The 26,587-nt window shown below is 69.3% G+C and carries 26 protein-coding genes and 1 other annotated feature; of the genes, 10 read left to right on the top strand and 16 right to left on the bottom strand.

From position 1 onward, the window contains the following. Positions 1-3: 3 nt before the first annotated feature. From NH602_RS01120 to NH602_RS01145, 6 genes are read right to left on the bottom strand one after another with little or no spacing between them, the layout of a single operon-like run. A complete protein-coding gene (locus NH602_RS01120; RefSeq protein ID WP_253066748.1) occupies positions 4-1,509 on the bottom strand; it encodes a NuoM family protein in 1,506 nt (501 codons plus the stop codon). A gap of 7 nt (positions 1,510-1,516) precedes the next feature. Then, positions 1,517-3,319 (bottom strand): proton-conducting transporter membrane subunit, encoded by a 1,803-nt coding sequence (locus NH602_RS01125; protein WP_253066749.1) that lies wholly within the window; start codon positions 3,317-3,319, stop codon positions 1,517-1,519. 3 nt (positions 3,320-3,322) lie between these two features. Further along, on the bottom strand, positions 3,323-3,625 hold the full coding sequence (locus NH602_RS01130) for an NADH-quinone oxidoreductase subunit K (protein WP_253066750.1): 303 nt from the start codon (positions 3,623-3,625) through the stop codon (positions 3,323-3,325). Next, positions 3,622-4,182: an NADH-quinone oxidoreductase subunit J gene (locus tag NH602_RS01135; RefSeq protein WP_179763237.1), complete on the bottom strand. Its 561-nt coding sequence runs from the start codon at positions 4,180-4,182 to the stop codon at positions 3,622-3,624. Before NH602_RS01135 ends, NH602_RS01130 begins: the two co-directional genes overlap by 4 nt. Further along, the gene (locus NH602_RS01140; RefSeq protein ID WP_253066751.1) at positions 4,183-5,109 is read right to left on the bottom strand and encodes a complex I subunit 1 family protein; all 927 of its coding nucleotides are present in this window, start codon (positions 5,107-5,109) and stop codon (positions 4,183-4,185) included. Further along, positions 5,106-5,744 carry a hypothetical protein gene (locus NH602_RS01145; protein WP_179763168.1) on the bottom strand — a complete coding sequence of 213 codons (639 nt, stop codon included), beginning with the start codon at positions 5,742-5,744 and terminating at the stop codon, positions 5,106-5,108. Before NH602_RS01145 ends, NH602_RS01140 begins: the two co-directional genes overlap by 4 nt. Positions 5,745-5,768: 24 nt before the next feature. Between NH602_RS01145 and NH602_RS31085 the strand changes: the two genes are divergently transcribed. Continuing rightward, entirely contained in the window at positions 5,769-5,900 is a 132-nt protein-coding gene (locus tag NH602_RS31085) for a hypothetical protein (RefSeq protein WP_256493484.1), read from the top strand. A gap of 482 nt (positions 5,901-6,382) precedes the next feature. Here NH602_RS31085 and NH602_RS01150 read toward each other — a convergent pair whose 3' ends face one another. After that, positions 6,383-6,664 carry an NADH-quinone oxidoreductase subunit A gene (locus NH602_RS01150; protein ID WP_179763283.1) on the bottom strand — a complete coding sequence of 94 codons (282 nt, stop codon included), beginning with the start codon at positions 6,662-6,664 and terminating at the stop codon, positions 6,383-6,385. A 321-nt stretch (positions 6,665-6,985) separates the two neighbouring features. Between NH602_RS01150 and NH602_RS01155 the strand changes: the two genes are divergently transcribed. The 3 genes from NH602_RS01155 to NH602_RS01165 all read left to right on the top strand — a co-directional run bounded on the left by NH602_RS01155 (position 6,986) and on the right by NH602_RS01165 (position 10,188). Then, the gene (locus tag NH602_RS01155; protein ID WP_093357462.1) at positions 6,986-7,270 is read left to right on the top strand and encodes a metal-sensitive transcriptional regulator; all 285 of its coding nucleotides are present in this window, start codon (positions 6,986-6,988) and stop codon (positions 7,268-7,270) included. Positions 7,271-7,373: 103 nt separating this feature from the next. Then, positions 7,374-7,586, top strand: a complete 213-nt coding sequence (locus NH602_RS01160) for a heavy-metal-associated domain-containing protein (RefSeq protein ID WP_179763239.1) — start codon at positions 7,374-7,376, stop codon at positions 7,584-7,586. Positions 7,587-7,956: 370 nt separating this feature from the next. Continuing rightward, positions 7,957-10,188, top strand: a complete 2,232-nt coding sequence (locus tag NH602_RS01165) for a heavy metal translocating P-type ATPase (RefSeq protein ID WP_374210112.1) — start codon at positions 7,957-7,959, stop codon at positions 10,186-10,188. A 620-nt stretch (positions 10,189-10,808) separates the two neighbouring features. Here the strand turns inward: NH602_RS01165 and NH602_RS01170 are convergent. Then, positions 10,809-11,333 (bottom strand): TetR/AcrR family transcriptional regulator, encoded by a 525-nt coding sequence (locus NH602_RS01170; protein WP_218913774.1) that lies wholly within the window; start codon positions 11,331-11,333, stop codon positions 10,809-10,811. Between the two features lie 134 nt (positions 11,334-11,467). Here NH602_RS01170 and NH602_RS01175 point away from each other — a divergent pair, with 134 nt between their 5' ends. Together NH602_RS01175 and NH602_RS01180 are read left to right on the top strand one after the other, a co-directional pair. Next, on the top strand, positions 11,468-12,907 hold the full coding sequence (locus NH602_RS01175) for an MFS transporter (protein WP_253066753.1): 1,440 nt from the start codon (positions 11,468-11,470) through the stop codon (positions 12,905-12,907). 149 nt (positions 12,908-13,056) lie between these two features. Further along, positions 13,057-13,449, top strand: coding sequence for a BlaI/MecI/CopY family transcriptional regulator (locus NH602_RS01180; protein ID WP_232021794.1), 393 nt, complete (start codon positions 13,057-13,059; stop codon positions 13,447-13,449). Positions 13,450-13,482: 33 nt separating this feature from the next. On the opposite strand, the gene NH602_RS01185 is transcribed toward NH602_RS01180, so the two are convergent. Continuing rightward, entirely contained in the window at positions 13,483-14,430 is a 948-nt protein-coding gene (locus tag NH602_RS01185; RefSeq protein ID WP_179763242.1) for a M56 family metallopeptidase, read from the bottom strand. A gap of 197 nt (positions 14,431-14,627) precedes the next feature. On the opposite strand from NH602_RS01185, the gene NH602_RS01190 reads away from it, so the two are divergent. After that, positions 14,628-15,704 (top strand): HoxN/HupN/NixA family nickel/cobalt transporter, encoded by a 1,077-nt coding sequence (locus NH602_RS01190; protein ID WP_253066754.1) that lies wholly within the window; start codon positions 14,628-14,630, stop codon positions 15,702-15,704. 347 nt (positions 15,705-16,051) lie between these two features. On the opposite strand, the gene NH602_RS01195 is transcribed toward NH602_RS01190, so the two are convergent. Together NH602_RS01195 and NH602_RS01200 are read right to left on the bottom strand one after the other, a co-directional pair. Beyond that, positions 16,052-16,633, bottom strand: a complete 582-nt coding sequence (locus NH602_RS01195; RefSeq protein WP_246354005.1) for a L,D-transpeptidase — start codon at positions 16,631-16,633, stop codon at positions 16,052-16,054. Between the two features lie 164 nt (positions 16,634-16,797). Continuing rightward, a complete protein-coding gene (locus NH602_RS01200; protein WP_253066755.1) occupies positions 16,798-18,348 on the bottom strand; it encodes a multicopper oxidase family protein in 1,551 nt (516 codons plus the stop codon). A 539-nt stretch (positions 18,349-18,887) separates the two neighbouring features. On the opposite strand from NH602_RS01200, the gene NH602_RS01205 reads away from it, so the two are divergent. Both NH602_RS01205 and NH602_RS01210 read left to right on the top strand, forming a co-directional pair. Continuing rightward, a complete protein-coding gene (locus tag NH602_RS01205) occupies positions 18,888-20,033 on the top strand; it encodes a prolipoprotein diacylglyceryl transferase family protein (protein ID WP_253066756.1) in 1,146 nt (381 codons plus the stop codon). Between the two features lie 297 nt (positions 20,034-20,330). Continuing rightward, positions 20,331-20,732 (top strand): hypothetical protein, encoded by a 402-nt coding sequence (locus NH602_RS01210; protein WP_143105614.1) that lies wholly within the window; start codon positions 20,331-20,333, stop codon positions 20,730-20,732. Between the two features lie 34 nt (positions 20,733-20,766). Here NH602_RS01210 and NH602_RS01215 read toward each other — a convergent pair. Next, a protein-coding gene (locus NH602_RS01215) for an IS3 family transposase (RefSeq protein ID WP_253066757.1) occupies positions 20,767-22,025 on the bottom strand; the annotation gives its coding sequence in 2 pieces (ribosomal slippage) (positions 20,767-21,728 and positions 21,728-22,025; 1,260 coding nt in all). Beyond that, positions 21,610-21,741 (bottom strand) — a sequence feature (AL1L pseudoknot). It overlaps the preceding gene by 132 nt. A 126-nt stretch (positions 22,026-22,151) precedes the next feature. Here NH602_RS01215 and NH602_RS01220 point away from each other — a divergent pair. Then, positions 22,152-22,949, top strand: coding sequence for a transposase family protein (locus NH602_RS01220; protein ID WP_161152599.1), 798 nt, complete (start codon positions 22,152-22,154; stop codon positions 22,947-22,949). Between the two features lie 16 nt (positions 22,950-22,965). On the opposite strand, the gene NH602_RS32115 is transcribed toward NH602_RS01220, so the two are convergent. From NH602_RS32115 to NH602_RS01235, 4 genes are all read right to left on the bottom strand, one after another. Continuing rightward, a complete protein-coding gene (locus NH602_RS32115) occupies positions 22,966-23,313 on the bottom strand; it encodes a multicopper oxidase domain-containing protein (RefSeq protein ID WP_357440709.1) in 348 nt (115 codons plus the stop codon). Between the two features lie 24 nt (positions 23,314-23,337). Continuing rightward, positions 23,338-23,577, bottom strand: coding sequence for an SHOCT domain-containing protein (locus NH602_RS01225; RefSeq protein ID WP_246354034.1), 240 nt, complete (start codon positions 23,575-23,577; stop codon positions 23,338-23,340). 372 nt (positions 23,578-23,949) lie between these two features. Next, positions 23,950-24,939 (bottom strand): c-type cytochrome biogenesis protein CcsB, encoded by a 990-nt coding sequence (gene ccsB, locus NH602_RS01230; RefSeq protein ID WP_179763250.1) that lies wholly within the window; start codon positions 24,937-24,939, stop codon positions 23,950-23,952. 1 nt (position 24,940) lies between these two features. Then, positions 24,941-26,587: a cytochrome c biogenesis protein ResB gene (locus NH602_RS01235; RefSeq protein ID WP_179763251.1), complete on the bottom strand. Its 1,647-nt coding sequence runs from the start codon at positions 26,585-26,587 to the stop codon at positions 24,941-24,943.

Raw genomic sequence — 26,587 nt, forward strand, 5'->3', positions numbered from 1 at the left:
GAATCACCGCGTCACCAGGTCGCCCAGGGTGCGGGCGGCGGGTTCGATCACGTCGAGCAGGACCCGCGGCAGCAGCCCGAGCACGGTCGCCAGGACCAGTAGCGCGCCGATGGCCAGCAGCTCCCGGGCGTCGAGGTCGGGGAACGGGCGCGGGGTGCCGGGGGCGTCCGGGACGCGGACATCGCCGGAGAGCATCCGCCCCATGGCGACCAGGAACAACGCGGCGGTGAGCAGGACACCGGTCACCGCGACGACGGTCGCGACCGGGACGGCGCCCAGCGCTCCGGCGAAGATCTGGAACTCGGCGATGAACCCGGAGAACCCGGGAAGGCCGAGTGAGGCGAACGCGGCGACGGCGAACAGCCCGGCGAAGCGCGGTGTGCGGGTCGCGAGCCCACCGTAGGCGCTCATCTCGTAGGTGTGGCCGCGCTCGTGCAGCGACCCGGCGAGCAGGAACAGCGCCGCGGTGATCAGGCCGTGGCTGACCATCTGGTAGGTCGCGCCCGAGGTGGCGAGCTGGCGGGCCTGCTCGTCGTCGGCGGTGATCAGGCCGGCTGCGCCGAGGCCGAGCAGGACGTAGCCCATGTGGTTGACCGAGGTGTAGGCGATCATGCGTTTGAGGTCGGTCTGGGCGAGCGCGACCAGGGCACCCCAGAGCACCGAGACCACCCCGGCCACGACGGCGACCAGCGCGAACTGGCGCCAGCTCGCGGGCAGCAGCGGCATCGCGATCCGGACGAAGCCGTAGGTGCCCATCTTGAGCAGGATCGCGGCCAGGATCGCCGACCCGGCCGCGGGCGCCTCGGTGTGCGCGGGCGGCAGCCAGGTGTGGAACGGGAACAGCGGGGTCTTGACCGCCAGCCCGATCCCGATCACCAGCAGGGTCAGCCCGGCGTACCCGCCGCCGCCGGCGAGGGGGTTCTGCGCTGCCAGGGTCGGGATGTCGAAGGTGACCTGCGGTCCGGCCAGGGCGAGCAGGATGAACCCGAGCAGCAGCGCGAGTGAGCCCAGGAAGGTGTAGAGGAAGAACGTCAGCGCCGCCCGCCGCGCCGGCGCGCCGGTGCCCCACCCGGCGATCACGAAGTACATGAACACGATCGACAGGTCGAAGAACAGGAAGAACAGGATCAGGTCGAGCGCGACGAACAGGCCCGCGCTGACCGCCTGCAACGCCAGGAACAGGAGCACGAAGCCCTTCGGGCGGGCGATGCCGCGCAGCGTGTAGACCGCGGTCGCGGTGAACAGCACCGCGGTCAGCGCCAGCAGCGGCAGCGACAGCCCGTCCACGCCGACGTGGTAGGAGATCCCGGCGCTGGGGATCCACGCGTAGCGCTCGACGAAGCCGTACCCCGACGCGGGCAGGCCCGCCCAGACCACGGCGATCAGCCCGAGCTGCGCGAGCCCCCCCGCGAGCCACGCACTGGCGAACACCGTCGTGCCCGCCCGCGCCGGAACCGCGCACAGCGCGACCGCGACCAGCGCGGGCAGGAAGACGATCAGCGAGAGCATTCCGGGGTCACCTCACGACGATCACGAGGACGGCCAGCGCCGCGAGCAGGGCGAACCCGACCGAGGCCTGCGCGTAGTACTGGTGGATCTGCCCGGTCTGCGGACGACGGGCGGCTCGGCCCAGCGCGCGGGCGCCGTCGGCGAGCCCGGCTACGGCCCGGTCGACGCCGCGCTCACCGTGCCCGGCCACGACCGCGGCCAGCCGCGAGGTGGCACTCGCCGCGCCCGCCGGGACACGGGCGAGCACGCGGTCGTCGACCACGGCCAGAGCTGCTCCCAAGGTCACGACCGGGCCGACGACGTAGCGGAGCGCGAACGCCTCGAGGCCGAGCCACCGGTCCAGCAGGCCTGGCGTCGGGACGCGCTCGGCGAACCGCCACACCAGCAGCACGCCGGCACCGGCCAGGACGCCGGAAAGCACGAGCTCCCAGACCTGCGGAGCCGGGTCCGGCCGCACAGGGCCCAGTGCCAGGATTCCGGCCCCCGCGGCGGCGAGGGCGAGCACGACAGTCGTGGTCACCGCCGGGAGCGGTATCCGGACCGGAGCAGCACCGGTGGCCGGGCGGTCGGCGGGTTGCCAGGCGAACCACAGTGCGCGTCCGCTGTAGAACGCCGCGGTCCACCCGGCGACCAGTCCGACCAGGTACAGCGCGGGCGAGGAGCCCAGGGCGGCGGCCAGCACGGCGTCCTTGCCGACCCAGAGCCCGAACGGCGGCAGCCCGGCCAGCGTGAGCGCACCGACGGTGAATGCGGCCCCGACCACGGGGTGCCGCCGCGCGGCCCCGCGCAGACCGCCGGTCAGGCTGCGGGTGCCGAGTGTGGCCAGCCACAGGCCGGCGACCAGGAACAACAGGCTCTTCGCCGCGGCGTGCGCCACGGTCTGCAGCGCCCCGGCCGACACACCGGCCGTCCCGGCCGCGAGCACGATGAACCCGATCTGTGAGCAGGTGGAGGCGGCGAGCAGCTGCTTGAGATCGTCCTGGACCGCGGCGACCAGGCCGAGCAGCAGCGCGGTCGCCACCCCGATCCACGCCACGAGCGGGGCCGCCCAGCCGGCGGCTTCCAGGGATGGGGCGATCCGCAGCAGCAGGTAGCCACCGGCCGCGACCATCGTCGCGGAGTGCAGCAGCGCCGAGGTCGGGCTGGGTCCGTGCATCGCCCCGGACAGCCAGAAACTGAACGGCAGCTGCGCGGATTTCCCCAGCGCGGCGACGACGACACCGGCGACCGCGACGTCGCCCCAGACGCCGTCGAGACCGGCCAGATCCGTCAGCGCCATCGCGCCCGCGCCGCCGGCGAGCATCGCCCCGGCCGCGACGTAGAGGCCCAGGTCGGCGGCCCGTGTGGTCAGGAACGCGACCGTGCCGGCGCGGGCGGCCACCCGGTCGTCGAGCCGGTAGCCGATCAGCGCCCAGCTCGTCGCGCCCATCACCTCCCAGGCCATCAGCAGCGCCGGCAATGTCGTGGCGGTGACGGTGACCAGCATCGCGGCCGCGAAGACCAGCATCAGGCCGTGGAACCGGCCGGTCCGCAGGCCCGGCTCGGCAGCAGCGACGACCAGCGCGGCCAGCAGCACCGCGGCGACCAGGACGACCAGTACCGCCGAGAGCCCGTCGACGGCAAACCCGGCCCGAATACCGGCCAGCAACGACACCTCGGACGCAGGCCGCGTCGCCGCGGCGGCCACGGCGAGCGCCAGGGTGGCCGCCGCCGTGGCGACACCGGCCGCGGTCGCGCCGCGGGCCGGGTGGGCCAGCAGCAGCACCGCGCCGGCGACAGCCGGGAGGCCGATGAGCACCGCGAGCAGCACCGCTCAGCCCTCCAGCTCGGTGGCCGAGTCGGTCATGTCGATCCGCTGGGCACGGTAGATGGCGGTGACCACGGCGAACCCCATCGCCATCTCGATCGCCATCGCGGTCACCACCGCCACCACGATCACCTGGCCGTCGGAGGCCGGGGCGAGGAAGTACCAGAACGCGGCCGCGGCCAGGATGATCCCGTTGATCATCAGCTCCAGGCCCATCATCAGCATCACGATCGACTGCTGGGTCAGTGCGCCGAACAGCCCGATACACAACAGTGCGGCGGCCACGAGCAGGAACGCCTCGAGGATCATCGACCGACACCCCCACCGGCCGGGTCATCGGCTCGCTCGGCGTCGAGGTCGTCGCCGAGCCGGTCGTAGCGGCCACGCCCGGTGGACAGGACCACGGTGGCCACGATGGTGGCGAACAGCGTCACGCCGAGGGTCATCATGGTCAGCATGTGGCCGCCCATCAGGGCCTCGCCCAGCGCGACGGTCGGATCCGGCGCAGGCACACCACGGCGCTGCGGCCAGTCCACGACGAGGATCCCCGCGGCCAGTCCGGTGAACACCAGGCCCGAGATGACGGCCGCGCCGCGGGTGTTGTGAAACATCGACATCGGCATCAGCCCGGCCGGGTTCATCATGAACATGACCATGAACACGGCCATGATCACCATCTCGATGATCATCATCAGGATGATGACGACACCGAGGTAGGCCAGCCCGGTCATCAGCACCATCGCGGCGACCGCGAGGAACGACACCAGCAGGCAGAACGTTGCGCGCGCCATCGAGTCGACGACGAACACCAGCACACCGGAGGAGATCGCCAGGAGGCTCAGCACGCAGAACACGGCGAGAACCATCTACATCCCTCCCCTGGCCAGCACGACAAGTGCGACCACGAGCGCCTGCACGATCGTCAGCGGTACGAGCACGATCCAGGAGATCTCGGCCCAGCGGTCCATCCGGATCGTCGGGAGCCGGTGGCGCAGCCAGACCAGCACGACCAGCACCGCGGCGGTCTTGAGTAGCACCCACGCCCACGCAGGTAGCCACGGCCCGTGACCGCCGCCGAGGAACAGCGGGACCGCCATCGCCGCCGCGGCCACGAGCAGCAGCCGGCGCCCCCCGGCGAACAGCAGCCGGTCCACACCCGCGAGCTCCGAGCCCGCGCCCCCCGCGGTGTCGCGGGCGACCGGGGCATCGAACGGCCCCCAGAACGCCATCGCGGCCGCGCTGAGCAGATAGGCGACGAACGCCGCCGGCATCAGGACGACGAACCACAGGCCGGCCTGGGCGTCGACGATGTCGGTGATCCGCAGGCTGCCCGCGGCCAGGGCTGCGGTGATGATCGCGAACATGTGCGGGAGCTCGTAGGACAGGCCCTGGGCGACGAACCGGTACCCGCCGACCAGCGACAACGCCCCGTTGGGCCCCCACCCGACCAGCCACACCGCCGCCCACGCGACGACCTCCATCGCGTTGAACCACACGACGCCGACCGACAGGTCGACCAGCGGACGTTCACCGAGCGGGACGACCGCTGCCGCCAGCACCGCGGCGACGATCAACGACACGATCCCTGCCCACCGCAGCAGACCATCGGCGGCGAGCGTGCTGCGCCGCTGGCCGACCAGCAGCCGCACCGTGGCGCGGACCGGTTCGACGGCGGCCGCGGCGGGCCCGACGGGTCGCCCGGCGGCCCGGCCCGCCAGGGCGCCGTCGAGTGCGGCGAGGAACCAGACGGCGGCGATCATCAGGGCCGGGAGCAGCAGGGTCGTGGCACTCATCGTTCGCCCGGCTCCCGGTCGCGGAGGCCGGCGGGGGTCGCTGCGCCGTCGACGTCGGGATCGAGTGCCGCGACCAGCAGCCGGGCGGCGGTGAACTCCGCTCCCGCGAGACGCCCGCCGAGCTCGGCGAGGACCGGACGCTCCGGCTCCCCGACCGTCCGCCCCGCGGCGTGCGCCTCGATCCGGGCGAGGCGACGCTCGAGCAGCTCGGCCACGTCCACGCCGTCACCGAACTCCACCCTGCGCAGCATCAGCCGCAGTACGCGGGACCGCCGGACCAGGCGCAGCAGCCCAGAGAGGCCGTCGGCCGGTTCACCGGCCCGGGCACGGTCACGGAGGTCGCGTGCCCGGGCGGCCGGGCCCGGCCAACCGGCGACGGCGAGGACGCGGGCGACCACATCGAGGTCACGTACCGCCGCAGCGACCGGCGCCGAGGGTCGCAGCTCGGCGACGTCGAGGACGCGGGCCTCGGCCGAGGAGATCACGTCGCCCTGCAACTCGACGTCGATGACCAGGCCGGCCGGCCAGTCCGGGAGCACCGGACCGAGCGGCAGATGGAGCACGTCGAGTGCCAGACCGTCCCGATCCTCCGCGACGTCGGCCATGGCCAGGCCCCCGGGCAGCGGCATGTCCATGTGGTGATGCTGGTGGTCGCCGGCGTGACCCGAGTCGTCCTCGTGGCCGGAGCCGCTGTCCGCGTGCTCGGCGTGATCGCGTTCGTGGTGCTCGTGCCGGCCATGAGCGGTATCCCCGCCCTGGTCGGGCGGCTCACCGTCGCCGGCATGGCCTGAGTGCTCGTTGAGGTGGGCTTCGTGACCAGCTGCGTGCGTATCCTCGCCGTGCTCGCCGTGCTCGCCGTGCTCGCCGTGCTCGCCGTGCTCGCCGTGCTGCGCGGGGGCGGCGTGTGATTCGTCCGCCACGTCGGAGACGGCAGCGGCAGCTATGGCTTCCTCGCGAGCAAGTCGAACATCCGCCAGCCGTGTGGGGAGCCGATCGAGCAGCCGCTCGAGGTGCGCGGTCGTAGCGTCGTCGCCGAGGTCGAGCCGAACCCGTGGCGCGGGGATCCCCCGCCAGAGGCTCTCGACGACCTCACCCAGCTCAGGTCCCGGATGCCCGGCGACGAGCAGCACATCGGCCTCAGCTGGGCTCGTCGCCTCCGGCCACCCACGCCGCCTGATCAGGAGTTCGGTATCCATGCGCAGCCCGGGGCGACCGGGCACCGCAACGAGCAGGACGTGCGGCACCCCAGCCGCGAACCTCAGCAGGACGGCAGTCAGGTCCATCGCAGGGCCCCTTCGCGCCACGCGTAGACGACGCCGGCGAGCAGGATCGCGAGAAACAGGAACATTTCGACGACCGCCGCCGTCCCCATCGTCGCGACGACGACGGCCCACGGGTACATGAAGATCATCTCCATGTCGAAGGCCAGGAAGATCATCGTCACCGCGTACCAGCGGACGTGAAAGCGCGAGACCGCATGCTCCACCGGCGGCAGGCCCCCCAGATGTGGCAGGCGCCCCTTCAGGACGGGCCCGACCGAGACCAGTTGAGACATTCCAACGACTACTGACACGACCAGGACGACTGCGCCCGCAAGGACCGCCAGCGGCACAAATGACTCCACCTCGCACCCCCTGATCAGCGGCAACAGGCGCGTACCCTACCCGGGCACAGCATCTGTGCAAGTCACACTGTCGTGGTCCTTACCCGTTGGCGTTGCCGGTACTCGCGGCGTGGGGACCAGGGGGTGGGGGGCCACCCGCGCCGTGCCCGAGGCCACGCTGACCGTAACCCGACACAGCTGGGCCGGGCACTCGACCACCTTGATGCGGGTACCCCCTAGGGGTACAGTGCAAATGAAACGAGGAGGTAGGCGATGCAGCACGGTTACGCCGACAACAAGGAAGCGCACGTCAAGCGGATGCGCCGGATCGAGGGCCAGGTCCGCGGGATCAGCAAGATGATCGAGTCGGACAAGTACTGCATCGACATCCTCACCCAGGTCTCCGCGGTCAACAAGGCACTCGAGGCCGTCGCGCTCGGCCTGCTCGACGAGCACCTCAAGCACTGCGTCACCGATGCCGCCGCCGAGGGCGGGGCGGTCGCCGAGGAGAAGATCGAGGAGGCCAGCGCGGCCATCGCGCGCCTGGTCCGGTCCTGACCGGCCCTTCACAGCCCCGGCGCAGGGTGTGGCATCACCGCCCCGGGCGCCGAAGCCAACCGCGGCCCGCGCCGCGGGCCGTCACGAGAGAGGTATCCGAGCCATGAGTACCGCCACCTACACCGTCACCGGCATGACCTGCGGCCACTGCATCGCCTCGGTCACCGAGGAGATCAGTGAGATCGTCGGCGTGACCGATGTGGCCGTGGATCTGCCGACCGGCGCGGTCACCGTCACCGGCGAGGGCGAGGTCTCCCCTGACTCCGTGCGCGCCGCAGTCACCGAGGCCGGCTACCAGGTCGTATCCGACTCCTGATCACGACCTGACCACCTACCCGGTACGGGTCACCGAGGCACGCGCTGCCCCAGCGGCGCCACCGACGTCCACCCGGATCGGGTCCGACAAGAGGGAACGATCCCATGAATACCGTCGCGCGACTTTCTGCCTACGGTGCGGTCGCTGTCCTGCTCGGCGCAGGAGCCTTTGCGACCGGATCCGCTGTCGATGTCCCGACCGCACACCTGCAGCCCGCTCCCAGCGGCGCCGCCGGTCACGCGGGCGGCTACAGCGCTCCTGCCATCGCGGACATCAACTCACCCGCGCACAGTGAGGGGGGACACCAGTGACCGCGACACTGCCGCAGCCCGGCCAGGACGTCCAGGAGATCGAGTTCGCGATCGGTGGCATGACGTGTGCCTCCTGCGCGAACCGGGTCGAGCGCAAGCTCAACAAGCTCGACGGCGTCACCGCCACCGTCAACTACGCCACCGAGAAGGCCAAGGTCTCGGCCCCGACCGGGGTCGACGCCGACCGGCTGGTCGCGGCCGTCGCCTCCGCCGGCTACACGGCCACGCTGCCGACTGATCCGGCCGCCGATGCCGATGCCGGTGGCGATGCCGGTGGCGGGGAGAACGAGGCGCTGCGCAGCCTGCGGCACCGGCTGGTGGTCTCCGCCGTGCTCGCGGTGCCGGTCATCGCCATGGCGATGGCGCCAGCACTGCAGTTCGTGAACTGGCAGTGGTTGTCGCTGGTTCTCACCGTCCCGGTCTGGGCCTGGGCGGGTGCGATGTTCCACCGGGCGGCCTGGACGAACCTGCGCCACGGCGCCGCCACCATGGACACGCTGATCTCCATGGGGACCACCGCGGCGATGGCCTGGTCGGTCTACGCCCTGTTCTTCGGCACCGCCGGGATCCCTGGCATGACCCACCCCTTCACCTTGTCGGTCTCCCCGACCGACGGCGCCGGGAATATCTACCTCGAGGTCGTGGCCGGCGTCATCACCTTCGTCCTGGCCGGGCGCTACTTCGAGATGCGCTCCAAGCGCCGCGCCGGCGCCGCGCTGCGCGCGCTTCTCGAACTCGGCGCGAAGGACGTCACGGTCCTGCGCGACGAGGACGGGCGCACCATCGAGAAGCGCATCCCCACCTCCGAGCTCGCGGTCGGTGACCGGTTCGTCGTCCGCCCCGGCGAGAAGATCGCCACCGACGGCGAGGTCGTCGAAGGCCGCTCCGCGGTCGACGCGTCCATGCTGACCGGCGAGTCCGTGCCGGTCGAGGTCGCCGTCGGCGACACCGTCGTCGGCGCCTGCGTCAACGCCGGGGGCCGGCTGGTCGTGCGGGCCACCCGGGTCGGCTCCGACACCCAGCTCGCGCAGATGGCGAAGCTGGTCGAGGACGCCCAGAACGGCAAGGCCGCCGTGCAGCGCCTCGCCGACCGCATCTCCGGGGTGTTCGTGCCGATCGTGATCGCCGTCGCCGTGGTGACGCTGGGCTTCTGGCTCGGCGCCGGTGTCGGCGCGACGGCCGCGTTCACCGCCGCCGTCGCCGTCCTGATCATCGCCTGCCCGTGCGCGCTGGGCCTGGCCACACCCACCGCGTTGCTGGTGGGCACCGGTCGCGGCGCCCAGATGGGCATCCTGATCAAGGGTCCGGAGGTGCTGGAGTCCACCCGACGGGTGGACACCGTCGTGCTGGACAAGACCGGCACTGTGACCACCGGCAAGATGGCACTGGCCGGAGTCCACACCGCCGACGGGGTCGACGAGGCCACCGCGCTGCGGCTGGCCGGGGCTCTGGAGAAGGCCTCCGAGCACCCCATCGCCGCGGCGATCGCCGACGGCGCGACCGAGCGCACCGGGGACCTGCCGGGCGTCGAGGACTTCACCAACCACGAAGGCCTCGGCGTGCAGGGCGTGGTCGACGGCCACGCCGTGCTCGTCGGCCGGCCCCGGCTACTCGAGCAGTGGTCGACCCCGCTGTCCGGCGCACTCGCCCACGCCGCCGCGACCGAGGCCGCGCAGGGACGGACCGCGGTCGCCGTCGCCTGGGACGGTCAGCCCCGCGCCGTGCTCGTCGTCGCCGACACGATCAAGGACACCTCCGCCGAGGCGATCGCCGAGTTCCGCCGCCTCGGGCTGACGCCGGTGCTACTGACCGGCGACAACCAGGCCGTCGCCGAGTCGGTGGCCGCCGAGGTCGGGATCGCGGCCGGCCCGAACACGGTGATCGCCGACGTCATGCCGGCCGACAAGCTGGCGGTCATCGAGCGGCTGCAGAGCCAGGGCAAGGTCGTGGCCATGGTCGGCGACGGCGTCAACGACGCCGCCGCACTCGCCCGGGCCGATCTCGGTCTGGCCATGGGCACCGGTACCGACGTCGCCATCGAGGCCTCCGACATCACCCTGGTCCGCGGCGACCTCCGCGCCGCCGCCGACGCGGTCCGGCTCTCCCGCCGGACACTGACCACGATCAAGACCAACCTGTTCTGGGCCTTCGCCTACAACACGGCCGCCATCCCGCTGGCCGCCGTCGGCCTGCTCAACCCGATGATCGCCGGCGCGGCCATGGCGTTCAGCTCCGTCTTCGTCGTCGGCAACAGCCTGCGACTGCGCCGCTTCCGAGCACGCGCTACCTGATCACAGCACTCCCGACAGAGGTGGTGCGGCCGGCCCGGCTGCACCACCTCCTCGTGTCGAGGGCCCGCCGCCGATCGCTCACAGGCCTGGAAAATGCGTTCCGCGACCGGGCGAGACGTGCGGATTCACGTGTCCGGTGAGCTGATGCGGGCAGGGCCGTACCCGGTGACGAGGAGTTTCCACCCGGCCGCTCCGCAACGCAGGCGCGCCGTGCAGCCACCAAGCGCCCAGCAACGAGGTCTTACCCGCGACCGCCATCGCGGCGGCCGGCGATCACCCCCGCGGCAAAGCCGATGATCAGCGGACCGAGGACGAAGGCGACCTCGGCAACAGGCCGGTCAGCGCGAGCAGGCTGCGCCGGCTGTCGAGGCCGTCCACGCCGAGGCCATCGACGTCCGTGATGATGTAAGGGCGTCAACTGGCCCCGACTGCCCAGCAGCGCGAGGCTGACAATTCCGGCAGCCAGATAGCAGAACAGCGCCGTCACCACCCGCTGCACGCCCCGGTGGGCGAGAGCCCGCCGCATAGCGCATCAGCACGGTGTCCGCTGCGATCGATCGGCCTTCATCGACGGCGTCCCGCGCCGATCGAATGGACTTGTGTCCCTTCGTCAGCACGATTCATGTCGGCTCGACGAGCCGCTCGAGGGCGGGCCGCAGGACGCGCTCCAGGTCGGCAGCCGTGGCATCCGCCACCGCCGGAACCCCCACCAGGTAGCGGCTGATCGTCAGTCCCAGCACGCACGCATTCAGCAGAGCCGCGCGCAGGGCAGCATCCGGCCCGCCGATCGTGGAGGCAACCCGTTCCTGCGCGGCGCCCATCACCTCATCGCGCAGTACCGCCTGCGCCGCAGGGTGAGTGAGGCAGCTCCGCAGCAGCGCCTCCGCCGCCGCACGCCGCTCAGGATCCTCGAAGGCAACGAGTACGTGGTCCAGCGCAGCCTGCGGCAGCTCGGTACGAGTTGCGCCGACGAGCTCGTCGACCGGCGTGCTCCACCGCGCGGCCGCGGCGAACAAGGCCTCCTTACTGCCGAAGTTCTGCATGACCAGCGCGGGATCCACGCCCGCCCGATCCGCCACCGCGCGGATGGTCGTGCGCTCGTAGCCGTGCTCGGCGAACAACGCCCTGGCCGCATCGCGGATCACCGTCTCGCTGCGTCGTCGTCGCTCGGCCCTCGTCGCAGGCCCCGCATCTCCACTCACGGCTCTCACTCTACAGACGTTGACCGAAGGAGGAAGTTCACTCTACGGTCGTTGAGTCGAGCTCGTGAAGGAGACTGATGACCCCGCCCCTTGCGGCCTCAGGTAGGAGCGCTCGGCGCTGGTTCGCGCTCGCGGTGCTCGCCGGAAGCCAGCTGCTCATCGTGCTGGACGCGACGATCGTCAACGTCGCGCTCACCGACATGCAGGACGACCTCGACCTCGCCCCCACCGCCCTGCACTGGGTGGTCACCGGGTACGTGCTGGCCTTCGGAGGCTTCCTGCTGCTGGGCGGGCGGCTCGCCGACCGCGTCGGCCGCCGCCGCATGTTCATCGTCGGTGCCACGGTGTTCGGCACCGGATCGCTACTCGCCGGACTGGCCGAGACCGCCGTCGTGCTGTTCGGCGGCCGGGTGATACAGGGTCTCGCCGCGGCCGTGCTGGCGCCCGCCGCCCTCTCCCTGCTGATGACCGTGTTCCCGCCCGGCCGCGACCGGAACCTGGCACTGGGCGTGTGGGGAGGAGTGTCCGCCAGCGGCACCGCCGTCGGGCTGATCCTCGGCGGGGTCCTGACCGAGGCGCTGTCGTGGGAGTGGGTGTTCTGGGTCAACGTTCCGATCGCCGCGATCGCCGTCGCCGGTGCCAGGGTCGTCCTGCCCGACAGTCCTCCCGAGCAGACCGAGCGGTTCGACCTCGCGGGCGGCGTGCTCGCCACCGCCGGGCTCGCCGGACTCGTCTACGGCCTCGTACAGGCTGCCGAGTCGGGTTGGACGTCGGTGCCGGCGCTGCTCGTTCTGGTCCTGTCGGTCCTGGCTCTGCTCGCGTTCGCGCGGGTGCAGGCCGTGCGCCCGCACGCGCTGGTTCCCCTGCGACTGATCCGCAACCCGACGGTGCTCGGCGGAAACCTCGTCGGGCTCATCCTCGGCGCCGCGATCTACGCACTGTTCTACTTCCTCAGCCTGTTCATGGGCGGCACCCTCGGCTACGGGCCGGTCGCCGTGGGGCTGGCCTTCCTACCGATGACGGCCGCCATCGCGGTCGCCTCGACCGCCGCGGGCAAGCTGCTCGCCCGCACCGGCGCGCGATCGCTGCTCGTCGCCTCGGCGCTGCTCGTCACCGCCGCGCTCGCGAGCCTGTCCCGCATCGCGCCCGACAGCACCTACCTGAGCACACTGCTGCCCGCCTTCGTCCTCGCCGGATGCGGCCTCGGCCTCGCCTTCGTGGCACTCACCACCGCGGCCGTCGGCTCTGCCACGCCGGGGGACAGTGGCGTCGCCGCGGCCTTGTTCAACGCAGGGCAGCAGGTCGGCGGGGCGATCGGACTTGCAGTCCTCACCGCCGTCAGCACCGCCCGCACCGCGAGCCTGACGCCCGAGGACGCGGGTCCGTCCCGCAGTGCAATCACGCAAGGCTGGTCACTCGGATTCCTTGTCTCGGCCGGCATCATGTCGGCCGGCCTACTGATCACGTTGGTGATGATCAAGGATCGGAGCCCCAACCCAGTGACAGGACAGCGGTGACCGACTGGACGGCGGCCCTCTCTCCGGGAAGCCCATCGCGCGTGGCGATCGAGCCCACGCTGTGGGCGGCTATCCTGAACCGTCGTCACCAGGACGGTCAGCACGTGCTGCGGCAGTGGTAGGCAGGCGATGGGGAGAGGCGGGGCCGAGTGAACACTGATCCTGCAGCGGCGCACGTCTCCATCGGACTCGGCAACTTGGAGCGCGCCGTTCTCGACGCCCTCTGGGACGCCGAATCCCCGCAACTCGTGCGGGACGTGCTGGCGACCCTCAGCGACGCCGATCGGCCGTTGGCCTACACCACGGTGCAAACGGTGCTCGAGAAGCTGGTCCGTAAGGGATGGGCCCGCCGCCAGCGGTCGGGTCGTGGTTTCGCCTACATCGCCTCGACCAGCAGGGAGCAGACCGCGGCACGGCTACTGCATTCGCTGCTGCGCTCAGCCGACGAGGTCGACGCGGCGCTGCTTCATTTCGTGGGGCTGTCCTCGGACCGAGAACAGGAGGTCCTGCGGCAAGCACTCACCGACGACGACCACACCTGATCGGCACGGCGCATCCGGCTCCATAGGCCACCGCTAGACGCCCCACACACAGGCGAGAAGCAGCGCCACCGTGGTAACGCCAGCAGCGACCGTCGATGACGCCACGCCACCGACGGCCACGGTGACCCGACCTGCTGTTCGTAGCACCCAACTGCGCTGCCGAGGATTCGACGACAGGCGTCGCAATCGAGCTTCCACGGCCGTCTCCGACGCGTACAGCGCTCGTGGCGGTGCTGCCATCGCCGATGCGGCGGCGACCTTCAGCAGCGCGCCCCGCAGGACGGACCGCCCGCTGACCCGGGCGGCCTCCTCGTCTGCGACCAACTCGACCAGACGCCTGACCGCGACGGGTAGTTGCCGATACAGCGGCACGAATCGGGCGACGGCTCCCACGGCGTCGGCGAGAACGACGTGCAGGTGGTGGCGGCCCGCCAGGTGCGCCCGCTCGTGTTCCAGTACCGCATCGACCTCAGCCACTGTCAACCTGGTGCGTAGCCCCGTGGTCGCAACAATCGCATTGGCCCGACCACCCACGCTGAAAGCAACCGCGCCGGCATGTTTCACCCACAACACATCATGCTCACGATGTCCGAGCAGATCGAGCGTCTGCATGGTCGTGGTCGAGCGATCGCGGCTGGCCACGGTCCCGCGCCGGACGCGCTGCCCAAAGCGGAAGGTGAGAAGTGTCAGCGCCCCCAGCAGGCCGATCCCCACGCCCGTGTCCTGGTGTGCACTGGTCAGGCGCAAGATCATGCGGCACTGCTCGACCAACCACATCACCGGTGCGGGCCCGGCATGGCCCGGTATGAGCAGCACGGCGACTGCGAGACCGGCGCTGGTGAGGTTGCCGAGGACCATCGACCACCACAGCCACAGCAAGCACAGCGGGTCGCTGTTGGTCGACTCCAGACGCGTCAGAACACGTGGTGCGAACGTGGCGGTCAGCAGGGCTCCGGCGACCAGCAGAATCGACGTCGTCACACCACGCTCCCTGCCCTGGATCGTCGGCGACTGGGCCGACTGACCCCCACATGCTAGCGACCACCACCGCACCGACTCCGAAGGGACGTCGGCGAGCGGGTGGTGCGATTCGTCCTCACGCCTGCGGCCCCTCCGGACGCCCAGGCCGCAGACGCATGTGCCTTGCAATAGCCCAATGATGGCTCATGCTTGCAGGCATGACCGACACGCAGGGTGGCCGGTGGGCCGTTGCAGCACCGCGCCGGGCGCGGGGTTCACTTCTCGGTTCCGTCTACGTGGTGGGAGGTCTCCACCTGGTGGGGTGGGGGGTGCTGATCGTCGCGGTGGTTCCGCAGAACCTCAGCCTCGGATCGGAGGGAGTGTTCGATATCGGGGTGGGACTCACCGCCTACTTGCTCGGCGTTCGACATGCCTTCGACGCCGATCACATCGCGGTGATCGACAACACCACACGCAAACTCGTTGGGGACGGTCGGCGCGCCGAGACCGCCGGGTTCTGGTTCGCGCTGGGCCACTCGAGCGTCGTGTTCGGCTTGAGCATTGCGCTTGCCTTCGGCCTGCGTGGGATCGGCGGTGCCGTTCAGGACGGCGGCTCCAGCACGATCGCGACCTTCGAGTTCATCGGCACGGTCGCCGCTGCGGTCTTTCTGATTCTCCTCGGCGTGACCAACCTCAGCGCAGCGATCCGCATCGCCCGCATGTACAGGGCTGCGCGCCGGGGCCGGCTCGAAGACAACCGACTGGAGGAGCACCTCCGTCACCGGGGCCTCGTAGCTCCCTTGCTCGGCGGCGTGATCGATCGGATCCGCTCGCCACGGCAGCTTTATCCAGTCGGACTACTCATGGGGCTGGGATTCGATACCGCATCCCAGGTTGCGCTCTTGGTGCTCGCCGCTGGCACCGCAGCCTGGACGGTGCCGTGGTACGCGATTCTGGTGCTACCTGTCCTATTCGCCGCTGGTATGACTCTGTGCGACACCGCGGACGGCACATTCATGGCTCGGGCCTACGGCTGGTCGTTCACAGATCCGATGCGGAAACTCGCCTACAATTTGACCGTGACGGTGCTCTCGGTCGTCGTGGCTCTTGTCGTGGGAACCATCGTACTGGCCGGCCTGCTTCGTGACCAGCTTGACGCTTCCACCGAAACTCTCACCTTCCTGGCTGATATTGATCTACGTGGAGCCGGGATTGCTGTGGTGGTTCTATTCGGAGCAATCTGGTCGGTAGCCGTGTTGAGGCGCCGTTCTCGGCGCTCCCGTGCGCACCGTTAACGCAGCCGCCTTTTATCGATTGCTGGGCTGAAGTGTCATGAGCACCCGACGATCGCGCAGGCGGGATCGCTGACCCGACAATGCGTTGGAACAGGCACGGGCCCGGGGTCCGGGTGACTCCCCTCGAACCAGATAGACACGCGTATGGACCGGTACTGCCCGGTCAGCACGGTGTCTGACCGGACAGCACTGATCGAGCCGTCATAGCTGACGTAACACGTGTCGGACGGCCGCGGGGCGTACGGTTTATACGGGCACGACCGTCGGCTGTCCGTTTCGGGCAGCCGACGATTTGTCCGTCCTACGGACGTGGAAGGCGCTCCCCAGGAATGGTGCGGCTACTCTGGTCAGACTCCTGCGGTTTGGCGCGCCCGTGCACGCTCCTTGTTCTCCTCGGACGCGTTGACCACTTGCACCTTGTCCCCGGTCTGCAACTCATTGAACCAGGCCTCGGCGTCCCCGAGCTCGAGTTTGATGCATCCCGCAGATGACCGGGAACGGTCTCCACCGTGGAAGGCGACGCCACCGTCTGCGAAGAACACCGAGAACGGCATCGGTGCAGGACGGCCGTCCGGACCGTTGAACTCGCCGCTTACGTGGTCCTTTTCCTTGCGGTACACCCGGAACGAGTGCCCGATTGGCGATTCCTGTCCAGCACCACCGGTAGCGATGCGTACCGGCCCGCGGATCACCTTCCCGTCACCGATGAGCCAGGCCTGTTGTGATTCGAGATCGACGCAGGCGCGGGTCGAGACCGAACACGGCGTACCAGGGGCGGCAGGCTCTTGATGTGCCTGGGCAGCCGCGGTGTTCGAGTCGGGCGCCGCATCGGCGCCGGCGCTACCTGCAGTCACCACCACCGCGAGCGCAGCCGCGGCAGTGGCGGCGAGCGCCATCAACTTGGTGCCGTTACGAAAGTGGCGCGTCATGGATCCCTCTTTTCTGAGACCAGGAGTAGGGGCTCAGTTGCTATGACGCTCGGCAACCCATGGTGGTTGCTCGGCGAGCAGTACCCGGAACCAAGTTTTTTTCCTTGATGAACGAATGGGCAGGCTGGAACTTGCACGTGCCTGCCGAGGTACTCACGGTCCAGTCAGGCGACGTAAGAGACGACGGTCATCATGCCTGCTTCTCCGTGGTAGATATTGTGGCAGTGCGTCAGCCACTGACCGGGATTGTCCGCATCGAAGTCCACCTCGACAGTCTGGTTGGGTAGCACCAACACAGTGTCTTTTCGGGGACCCCGGCCGTCGGGGCCGACCACTTGGAAGGTGTGTCCATGCAGATGCATCGGATGGAACATCGTGGTCGTGTTGACCATGCGAAGGCGCACACGTTGGCCACTTGAGATCGGCAGGCCGCGAGCCGGATCGTATCGCTCTCCGTTGATCGTCCAATCGTAGAGGTCCCCGGGGCCGGCCAACACCAGATCGTGCACCACATCGGGCGAGCGCCGCTGTAGCGTCACCGGCTCGGCGGAAGCGAAGGTCTGTGACAGAACCGCTGACCGGGACATCAGTGCGGAGGCCGCAGCTTCGGTGTCCACCGGCGATTTCTGCGGAGTCGACAGCCTCACCGCAGCATGGTCGTTCTTGCCTTCGGCGATCCCGATCAGCACAGCCGGGGCCTCGGGAATGGTGACGACAGCGTCGATTCGCTCGCCCATTCCGATCACCACTGCCTCGACGTCGGTAGGGGCAACGGGAAATCCGTCGGTGTGGGTCACCGTCATTGGAGCGCCAGGGACACCGACACGGAAAGCCGTGTCGCCGCCCATATTGATCATCCGGAAGCGCACACGTTGACCGGGACGGACGTCGAGGGTGGTCGGCGCGGAACGTGTGCGGCCGTTGGCGACGTAGTGCGGATAGGTGGTGTCGCCGGCATCCCCGCCGAGGACGGACGACGTCGGCATCTGCATCCCACCATGGTCCCCACCCATTCCCCCCATCCCGCCCATGCCGTTGCGGAGCAGCCCGGCCAGAACCTGGTCAGGATCTTGTCCCGTGCCGTCAATCCAATCGTCGAAGATCACGACGTGCTCGAGGTCATAGTCCCCGGGCTCAGCCGGGTCGTCGATGATGAGTGGCGCATACAACCCACGGTCGAGCTGGGTACCGACGTGCGGGTGGAACATGTAGGTACCCGCATGAGGCAGCGTGAAGAGATACTCGAACGAGCCGCCGGGGGGAATCTCGGGCTGGGTCAACACGGGGACGCCATCCATGTCATTGCGCAGGGCAATACCGTGCCAGTGGACGGTTGTCGGCTGGGGCAGCTGGTTCTCCAGGCGCACCTTCAGCGTATCTCCCACCCGAGCACGGATCTCCGGGCCGGGCAGAGCGCCGTTGTAGGTCCACGTCGACACCGTGCGTCCGCCGATGTCGACCGTGCTGGGCTGCGCCTGAAGGGTGCGTGCCAGAGTTCGGCCAGCCGTGGCTCGCCGCGCCTGCTCGGTAGCCTCGACCTCTAGACCGCCCGGGCCGATGCGATCGGTCAGCGCGACGGTTCGGGGGCTCGCCACCGACTCGCCACAGCCGGTCAGTAGCAGGCCCGCTCCAACACCGCCGGTGGTGCCCAAGAATCGCCGGCGACTCCAGGTGGTAGCACTGCGCCGACCGTTGCTCCCGGCGTCGTGGTTCATCGCCGAGCCCCCTGGCCTGGCTGTCTCCGTGGACAGTCCGCAGGATCCTTCGACGGCATGTCGGCCGCGTCCATCGCCGAGTACTCCTCTGTGTGCACTGTGGTCGGTGCCGGCAACGCGGGCAGCACCGCCCCTCGGCAGCGCATCGAAATGGTGTGCCCATGCCAGCGTATCCTACGGAGCGTAGTAGATCGCGTCGCGGCGCCCTGCAGGCGGGTCGGCCCGAACGATGCAGTCTTCGAGCAGGTACTCGGCGCCACGCCCTGGTCAACGCCCTCGACTTCTCCGCTCTCACGCCCAAGTGCACCTCCAACTACTATGGTGCGTAGGAGTTGGGGCTTGGAGGCATGATCAGCATGGGACGTAAACAGAAGCGTCGTGCCGCTCGGCGGGCGAAGCAGTCCGGTCGCGCTGGGGCGACGGCGGTCGACCTGGCTCCTGGCTTCCAATCTGGCAGCGTTGCTCCGTCGTCGGAGCTGATCAGCTCGGCCCGACCGTCGACAGGTGGCCCGCGCCGCCGTCCAGTAGCAGCGCCGAAGGTGACCGACGGCAGTGGTGTCGAGGCCGCCAGCGCGTCAGGAGCGGCCGCACTCGACGTCGACGACGGCAGTCCGAGCCGCGGGCCCAGCGCGCTCGAGGTCACGAGAGTCGGGTGCGAAGAACTGCATGACACAGACCCTCAGTCGTTGGGCCTGAGCTACACCTTCCGCGCCCCGTCCAGCGGTGCGCCCGGACCGGTCACGGTCCAGTTCGACGGTGTTCACCGCTCCTCGACCGCCGGGGCGCCAGACACCTTCACCACACACGACGTCATCGACCCGGTCCTGCCCAGCGCCGGGCCCATCACGCTCACCCGCCGTGTCGAGAACATCCCTTCCGGTGAATGGGACGTGACAGCCTCCATCGTCGCGGGGCCCGCAGACCTGCGACGGGCCTCGTCCGCCACAGCGTCCGGCCGCACGGGCTACGCCCCGGTCGTCTCGGCGAAGGCGCCCGGGACACGCTTGGGCTCCTGGCCGGGGCTGGTTGGGCTCGGTGCGGTCGTGGCCCTGGGGCTGCAGTCGGCGTTGGTGCTGCGCAGCGGTTTGCCGATGGTGGCGGTGCTGAGCACGTCGTTGCTCGCCTGCTTCGTCGGGCTCGTCGGCGCCAAGGTCTACTATCTGGTCGAACACCGAGATCGGCCACGCACAGGGCCGGCTCGATGGACGGGCATGTGCCTGCAGGGGTTCGTGCTCGCCGCGATGGCAACGATGATCATCGGTAGTGTCGTCGGCGAAGTGCCGGTCCTCGCTGTCCTCGATCTGAGCGCTCCCGCCCTCGTCATCGGTGCAGGCATCGGCCGGCTCGGATGCTGGTTCGGGGGCTGCTGCGCTGGGCGACCGACAGCGTCGCGCTGGGGTCTGTGGTCCTCTGATCGCCGCCTCGGGATGCGGCGAGTCCCTGCGCAGTTGATCGAAGCAAGCGCCGCTGCCGGGATCGGACTGGCGGCCGCAACAGTGGCTTGGTCAGCACGACCGGCGCCGGTCGGCGCCCTGTTCGTCGCCACACTTGCGGCCTACCTACTCGCACGCCAGCTCGTGTTTCCCCTGCGATCACTACCGCGGAACACCCGATACGGCCGTGCCATCATTGTCGTGGCAAGCGCCGTGGCGGTCACCGTCGCGGGCGGCCTGCTGGTCGTCTGATCCATGCCGAGCCGTAGGAGCAGGCGAGGCGCAACCCGTCCCGGCGTCATCGCCCCCGAGCTAACAAATTGTCGAACGCCGACGGTCCCCGCCAGCCACGCTATCGACCGCGGCAGTCGTCAGCACGCAGATGTCGAACGCGCCCGATTCGACGATCCGCGATTGGGGGGCTACCGCCCAACGTCGGCGACCGGGTGCCGAACCGCTGGATGTGGTACCCCCGTCCGTGCAGTCGCTCGTTTGAGTATCCGAGGCGGTATCAAATGATTGTGGCCCGCTGATCCTGTTGTTTCGGAGGTGTCTGTGCTCGAGGATGCGGACTCGTTGCCACGTCGACCGGGAAATGTACCTGCGGACCTGTGGCATTGGATCGTCGCCGAAGTTGGCATCGACGTAGCACAGCATGTCGATCCACAGGTCGCGGTCGTCCTCGCCGCGCGCCTGGCCATTCGACGAGGGCCACCCGGAACGGAATCGGCTGAAGCGCTACGCCTGTGGCCGTGGTTCATCGACAGCTCGCGTCGTCTGGCTCAACAGCAGGAGATGATGTTTATCGAGTGCGCACTCGCCGCAGGCTGGACTCACGATCAGGTACGCACTGCCGTGCTGCTCGACACAACGGTTGAGCTAACCGAGCACCTAACAGAGCTGGAGCATCAGATCTTTCGTGAAGCTCGACCGCCCCAACCCTACCGCTGAGGTGAACCGTCCTGGGTTCGCGAGAGGCTGAGGTTCAGGCCGCCACGCCCCGTTGGGCGATCGTGTCAGCGTACAGCATTTCACGTTCGATAGGCGAATCGTAATCGATGGATGAGTGAAGTCGCTCATGGTTGTACCATCGAACCCACTCGGCTGTCTCGCGTTCGAGCTCGCGCAGTCCGTCCCAGTTCCGGTCGACCGCGTACGGTCCGACCAGCTCGGTCTTGTACAGACCGATCGTCGACTCCATCAACGCGTTGTCGAGCGCATCACCGACCGTCCCGATCGAGCCGGCGATACCCGCCTCGCGAAGTTCCTCGGTAAACGCCAGTGCAGTATATTGCGATCCCGCATCCGAATGATGAATCAAGCCGTCAGCGGTGAACTCGGCCGACTCGCGACGTCGGGTCGCCAATGCCTGACCGAGCGCGCCCTGCACCAGTGGTGTCGTCTTCGCCGTCGACACCTTCCATCCGAGAATTCGACGCGAGTACACGTCAGTCACGAACGACACATAACAGAAACCGGCCGCGGTCCACACATACGTGAAATCCGCGACCCAGATCGCATCCGGCCGCGTCGGCGTGCTCCAGCCGCGTCCGACCAGATCAGGGTGTCGCGGTGCCCGCGGGTCTCGGGTCGTGGTTGCCACCCGGTGCGACCCGCGCCGCACCCCTTGAACGCCCGCGATCCGCATCAGTCGGCCGACCTGGTCCCGTCCGACGTCCAAGCCGGCGCGGCGGGCGGCACGCCACAACTTCCGTACCCCGTACACTCGCTTGTTCTTCCGGAACAGATCGACGATCGCGTTCACCAGGTACGCTTCCTCGAGTTCAGTCGGCCGCACCGGACACACCCGCCACTTGTAGTAGGTACTCGGAGCGATCTGCACCCCGTACTCGCTCAGGACGGCGCAAATCGGCTCGACTCCGAAACGGTCACGGTGACCGCCAACGTACTCACAGATCAGCGAAGTTTGCGGTCGAGCTCCGCCTGGGCGAAAAACGCGCTCGCCGTCTTCAGGATCTCGTTCGCCCGCCGCAACTCCGCATTCTCCTGCCGCAGCCGCCGCACTTCCTCAGCATCGACGCCCGCACCCACCGGTGCCGCCGTCACTGACGGGCCCTCTTCGGCCTCGACCCAATTCCGGATCGTCGCCGGATTGATCCCCAACAACTCACCCACGTGCCGGCGCGCAGCCAGCTTGGACTCACCGTGATCACGCAGACGGTCGGCGTACAGGCGCACAGCGCGCTCACGCGTCTCCGCATCGAACTTTCGAGGTGCAGGCACTGAGCCTTTGCCAACCTGACGGACGGGCAGGTCAGAGCGTGTGCGGCGTGGCGTGACCTCGAAGGGGTGAAGCTCCTGGTAGACGAGCGGTTGCTGAGACCAATCCGTCCGACCAGGAGCTTCAAGGTGCTGTCCTACCCGTCCGGGATGACCGTGTCCACCCACACGCTGAAGATGGTCAGCACGCTGTTGCGTCGTCACCGCCGCGAACGCGCGACCCGCTGGCGCAGGCTCACCCCGGGCCGTCAAGCCCTGCTGGTCGTGGCGCACCTGCGCACCGGTGACACCTACGCCCAGCTGGCCTGCGGATTCAAGGTCGGGACCTCCACGGTGTACCGCTACCTGCGCGAGGCCATCGACCTGCTCGCTGCGATGGCCCCGACCCTGGAGCAAGCGATGCAGGTCGCGGCGCGCAAAGCGTTCGTGATCATCGACGGGACCCTGCTGCGCATCGACCGGGTCGGCATGGCGAGCGGCTATGACCGGGGGTTCTACTCGGGCAAGCACAAATGCCACGGGCTGAACGTGCAGGTCATCGCCGACCCGGTCGGCCGGTTGGTGTGGATCTCCCCGCCGCTGCCCGGGGCCCGTCACGACATGGGCGCAGCCCGCGAGCACGGCATCATCGACGCGCTCACCGAGTACGCGATCCCGGCCGCCGGCGACACCGCCTACCAGGGTGCCGGGCCTACGGTCGCGGTCCCGCAGCGCCGTCGGCGCCTCGACCCCGACACCGGTCGTTACCGACCCTTGTCGGTGAACCAGAAGGCGGTCAACGCCGCGCACGCCCGCCGTCGCGGGCCGGGCGAGCGGGTCAACGCCGAGCTGAAGACCTGGAAGGTCCTGCGCAAGATCCGCTCCAGCCCGAACCAGGCCGCAGCGCTCATCGCCGCAGTTCAGACCCTCATGATCGCCAACACTTGATCAGGTTGGCAAAGGCTCACTGGTCCAGTCTCCTTGCCAGATCAGAGCCTCTCCACTCCCCAGGACGATTCAGATCGGCAGGAATCCGATAGAGGGTAGGCGAACGAGGAACGGGCTCGACCCGCACGAAGGGATTACCCCAGTTGGCCTGCGGAGACACACGCAGCCCGTGCGTGTGCAGATCGGTGAGCTGATCGAGATGGTTAATGGGCCGTACGGCGAGCTCGTCGCCCGGCCGTAACCGCAGAGTCGGGCCGGCGACGAGCCGTTGTAGCCCAGCGCTGCGGTGGGTTGTCCACCCAGGGTCGCGGCCAGCCGCGGTAGTCAACTCCACGGCCAGCCTGCCGTTGCGGCTGGCGACCACACCCGGGTTGCGCCCTGCCTGCGTTCATGTCAGCTCATCCCGGCGACGCCGATACTCCTCGTCATCGATCTCGCCGCGCGCGTAGCGCTCGTCGAGGATCTGCCGGGCCGTGACCCCAGCCTCGAGGGAAGCACCGGGACCGACCACGGATCCGGAGGAGCCGCGCCCGCGAGCCAGCTGTGCCGTTCCATAAACCAGCAGTGACACCCCGAGCAGCAGGAGGATCGGCCAGATCCAGCCCCAGCCCATCATTGATTCACCCATCACAGTCGTGGCCTCCTCGTGTTGACCTCACATCGCTGGCAGTTGTGAGCACCGCCGCGCCGACGGCGGGGCTCAGCGCATAACGGCGATACTCCACCGCACGCACGTTGGTATACCCCGCGGGGGTACGTTGCTGTGGTTGGCGCGACCCCTGGCACGCTCGAGCGCTTCGGCGAGGAGGCCCCGCCACAGACGCTGGCGCACGCCTGCGCGCAGCCCTCGAATCCTTGACCGAGTGAGTTCGCGGTCGTCACTCCGGCCCTGGCCGACCAGGCGGCGGGATTGGCCCGCCTCGAGGAGAGCCCATCCAGCACCGGACGAGGACGTGGCTTGCGGTGCAGCTTGAGGTGTGAATCTTCGCCCGATAGTCGCTCACACTCCCGCATAGGAGTGCAGCCCGGCGACCACCATGTTGATGAAGAACAGGTTGAACACGATTGTGGCGAAGCCCGCGGTGTTGATCCAGGCCGCGCGCGTGGTCCGCCACCCGGCCGTGGCGCGGGCGTGCAGATAGGCGGCGTAGAGCACCCAGGCGACGAAGGACACGACTTCCTTGGGGTCCCAGCCCCAGAACCGGCCCCAGGCGGCCTCGGCCCACGCGGCGCCGGCGATGATGGCGAAGGTGTAGAGCGGGAAGGCGAGTACCGTCACCCGGTAGGCGAGCCGGTCGAGCGTCTCGGCCGACGGCAGCTTCGCGGCCAGCACGGCGGGCTTCCCGCTGCGCTTCATCAGGAACAGCAGGCTCGCGACGCCGGATACCAGCAGCATGCCGGAGGCCAGCGTGATCGTGGTGACGTGGATGATGATCCAGTACGACTGCAACGCCGGCACCACGGGCGCAGCGTCGAGATAGAGCACCGTCCCCGCGAGGAACATCAGCAGAACGACCGGCGTCAGCACGAACACCCCGGCCGGACGGATCGCGGGATGCCGGTAGACCAGCACCAGCCACGCGGCGACGGCCAACATGCACAGTGCCGAGACGAACTCGTACATGTTGCCGAGCGGCCAGCGGTAGGCCGCGAGGCCGCGAAGTGCGATCGACCCGAGGTGCAGCAGCGCCGCGAGGATCATCAACGAAACGCCGATGCGGCCGTAGCGGTCGACGCGGGCCCGACCCGGTTTGCCGCCGTCGGGCGTGAGGCCCGCTGGGGACGGCTCGGCGACCGCGACCTCAGTCTCCCCGTCGGCCTCCGCCGCAGGGGCGCCGACCGCCACAGGTGCTTCCGACGTGCGCCTGCTGCGGGCGATCCGGCGCGACGCGTACTCCAGCGATGTGAATACCATCGCCAGTAGCAGCACGACGAGCGTCGCCTGGAACAGGCGGTCACTCCACATCGCGGTGATCGGGTCCACGAGCATGTCAACCGTCCTTGTTCTGCGTCGGTGCGAGCAGCTCGGTCGAGAGCCGGTCGAACTCCTCGCCGTAGCCCGCTCGGTCGGTGCGAGCCAGGCCGCCGAGCTCGACCCGGCTGCCCGTGGGGTCACCGTCGGTGGCCTGCACGCGCACCCAGAAGCGGCGCCGCTTGATCAACAGCGACAGAGACAGACCGCCCACCATCAACATCGAGAACATGAGCACCCAGACCTGCCCCGGGTCGTAGCCGACCTGCAGGTTCACCCACGGGGTGACGCCATCGAACCGGACGACGGTGCCATCCGGCAGCCGCACGGTGTCCCCGATACCGAGCCGGTCCTGCGCGACCGATCGCAGCTCACCGTCGTCGATCTGCTGCTGGTCCACGGCGAAGATCGACTGGCCGCGACCGTCGTCGATGCCGAGATCACCGAGCAGCACGTTGACGTCGGCGGTCGGTGCGCGCAGGTCGGGGTGCACCGAGGCCAGGCGGCCCTGCTGGTCGATCGCCCCGGTCGGGGCGAAGGTGCCGGTCACCGCGAGCTGGGTGGTGCGCCGGGCTTCCGGGTCGGTGACGCCGGGGCGCTCGAACTTGGTCGCGCCCTCGGAGAGCTGGGTGCCGCTCAGGTCGACCGGGCGCCACTGGATCTCCCCGGTTCGGCTCTGCCCGTCCGGCCAGGTGACGGTGAATTCCGGCGCGTAGCCGTAGCCGGTGAGGTAGATGCGGTCGCCGTCGGTGCGCAGCGGCTGGTTGATCGAGATGTCGGTCGGGCGCCAGCTGGTTCTGCCGTTGCGGAGGTCTTCTCCGGTCTGGTACGCGACGTCTGCGCCGAAGGTGGCCGGTTGGCCGTTCGGCAGCCAGCTGCCGTTGAAGCGGTCGACCCGCACGCAGAACTGGTTGAGGTCAGTGCCGTCGACGCGCAGCCCGGCCCGGAACGTGTCGTAGCCGAGGACGGAGGAGTTGCAGAACTCGGTGCCGTCCGCGCGGATGATGACGTCACCCTCGTAGCCGTACATCTTGCCCCCGGCCAGACCGAGCAGGATCCCGATCAGGCTGAGGTGGAAGACCAGGTTGCCGGTCTCACGCAGGTAGCCCTTCTCGGCGGACACCGTCCGGCTACCGTCGACCTCGCTGCGTTCGACTGTTCGCCAGCCACGCAGGAGTGTGCGGGCGCGCCCGAGCACCGTTTCGGGAGCCTCGACAGAGGCGCCCGAAACGTGGTGCGGCAGCCGAGACAGGTTCCGCGGTATCGCTACGGGTGGCTGGCGCATCCCGCGCCAGTACTCCCGCGAGCGGGGCAGCACGCACCCCACCAGCGAGATCATCAGCAGCAGGTAGATCGCGGCGAACCACGGGCTGGCGAACACCTCGAATCCGCCCAGTGCTTCGACGATCGGCGCCGCGGCGGGGTAGTCGGCGTAGAAGTCGTCGACGAGGAACGCGTTGAGTGAGCGCTGCGGGAACAGAGCGCCCGGCAGCGCGGCGACGGCGAGCAGGAACAGCAGCACCAGCGCGGTGCGCATGCTCGTCAGGCCGCGCCAGGTGTTGCGCAGCAGGGCCGCCCCGGCCCGGAAGGGCCCGGGGCGCGACGGGGGCTCGCCGCCGGAGCTGGTCTGCGGCGGCGTCGGGGGCGCGGTAGGTGGTGAGCTCAT

The organism is Pseudonocardia sp. McavD-2-B (assembly GCF_024124365.1).
GTDB classification, from domain to species: domain Bacteria; phylum Actinomycetota; class Actinomycetes; order Mycobacteriales; family Pseudonocardiaceae; genus Pseudonocardia; species Pseudonocardia alni.

Excerpts from the sequence above, each read along its gene's own strand:
- NH602_RS01235 (WP_179763251.1), bottom strand. The coding sequence starts at position 26,587 with ATGAGCTCACCACCTACCGCGCCCCCGACGCCGCCGCAGACCAGCTCC.
- NH602_RS01135 (WP_179763237.1), bottom strand. The coding sequence starts at position 4,182 with ATGGTTCTCGCCGTGTTCTGCGTGCTGAGCCTCCTGGCGATCTCCTCC.
- NH602_RS01160 (WP_179763239.1), top strand. The coding sequence starts at position 7,374 with ATGAGTACCGCCACCTACACCGTCACCGGCATGACCTGCGGCCACTGC.
- NH602_RS01130 (WP_253066750.1), bottom strand. The coding sequence starts at position 3,625 with ATGATCCTCGAGGCGTTCCTGCTCGTGGCCGCCGCACTGTTGTGTATC.
- ccsB (WP_179763250.1), bottom strand. The coding sequence starts at position 24,939 with ATGCTCGTGGACCCGATCACCGCGATGTGGAGTGACCGCCTGTTCCAG.
- NH602_RS01225 (WP_246354034.1), bottom strand. The coding sequence starts at position 23,577 with ATGGGTGAATCAATGATGGGCTGGGGCTGGATCTGGCCGATCCTCCTG.
- NH602_RS01200 (WP_253066755.1), bottom strand. The coding sequence starts at position 18,348 with ATGAACCACGACGCCGGGAGCAACGGTCGGCGCAGTGCTACCACCTGG.
- NH602_RS01155 (WP_093357462.1), top strand. The coding sequence starts at position 6,986 with ATGCAGCACGGTTACGCCGACAACAAGGAAGCGCACGTCAAGCGGATG.
- NH602_RS01150 (WP_179763283.1), bottom strand. The coding sequence starts at position 6,664 with ATGTCTCAACTGGTCTCGGTCGGGCCCGTCCTGAAGGGGCGCCTGCCA.
- NH602_RS01165 (WP_374210112.1), top strand. The coding sequence starts at position 7,957 with ATGACGTGTGCCTCCTGCGCGAACCGGGTCGAGCGCAAGCTCAACAAG.
- NH602_RS01175 (WP_253066753.1), top strand. The coding sequence starts at position 11,468 with ATGACCCCGCCCCTTGCGGCCTCAGGTAGGAGCGCTCGGCGCTGGTTC.
- NH602_RS01120 (WP_253066748.1), bottom strand. The coding sequence starts at position 1,509 with ATGCTCTCGCTGATCGTCTTCCTGCCCGCGCTGGTCGCGGTCGCGCTG.
- NH602_RS01145 (WP_179763168.1), bottom strand. The coding sequence starts at position 5,744 with ATGGACATGCCGCTGCCCGGGGGCCTGGCCATGGCCGACGTCGCGGAG.
- NH602_RS01140 (WP_253066751.1), bottom strand. The coding sequence starts at position 5,109 with ATGAGTGCCACGACCCTGCTGCTCCCGGCCCTGATGATCGCCGCCGTC.
- NH602_RS01195 (WP_246354005.1), bottom strand. The coding sequence starts at position 16,633 with ATGACGCGCCACTTTCGTAACGGCACCAAGTTGATGGCGCTCGCCGCC.
- NH602_RS01190 (WP_253066754.1), top strand. The coding sequence starts at position 14,628 with ATGACCGACACGCAGGGTGGCCGGTGGGCCGTTGCAGCACCGCGCCGG.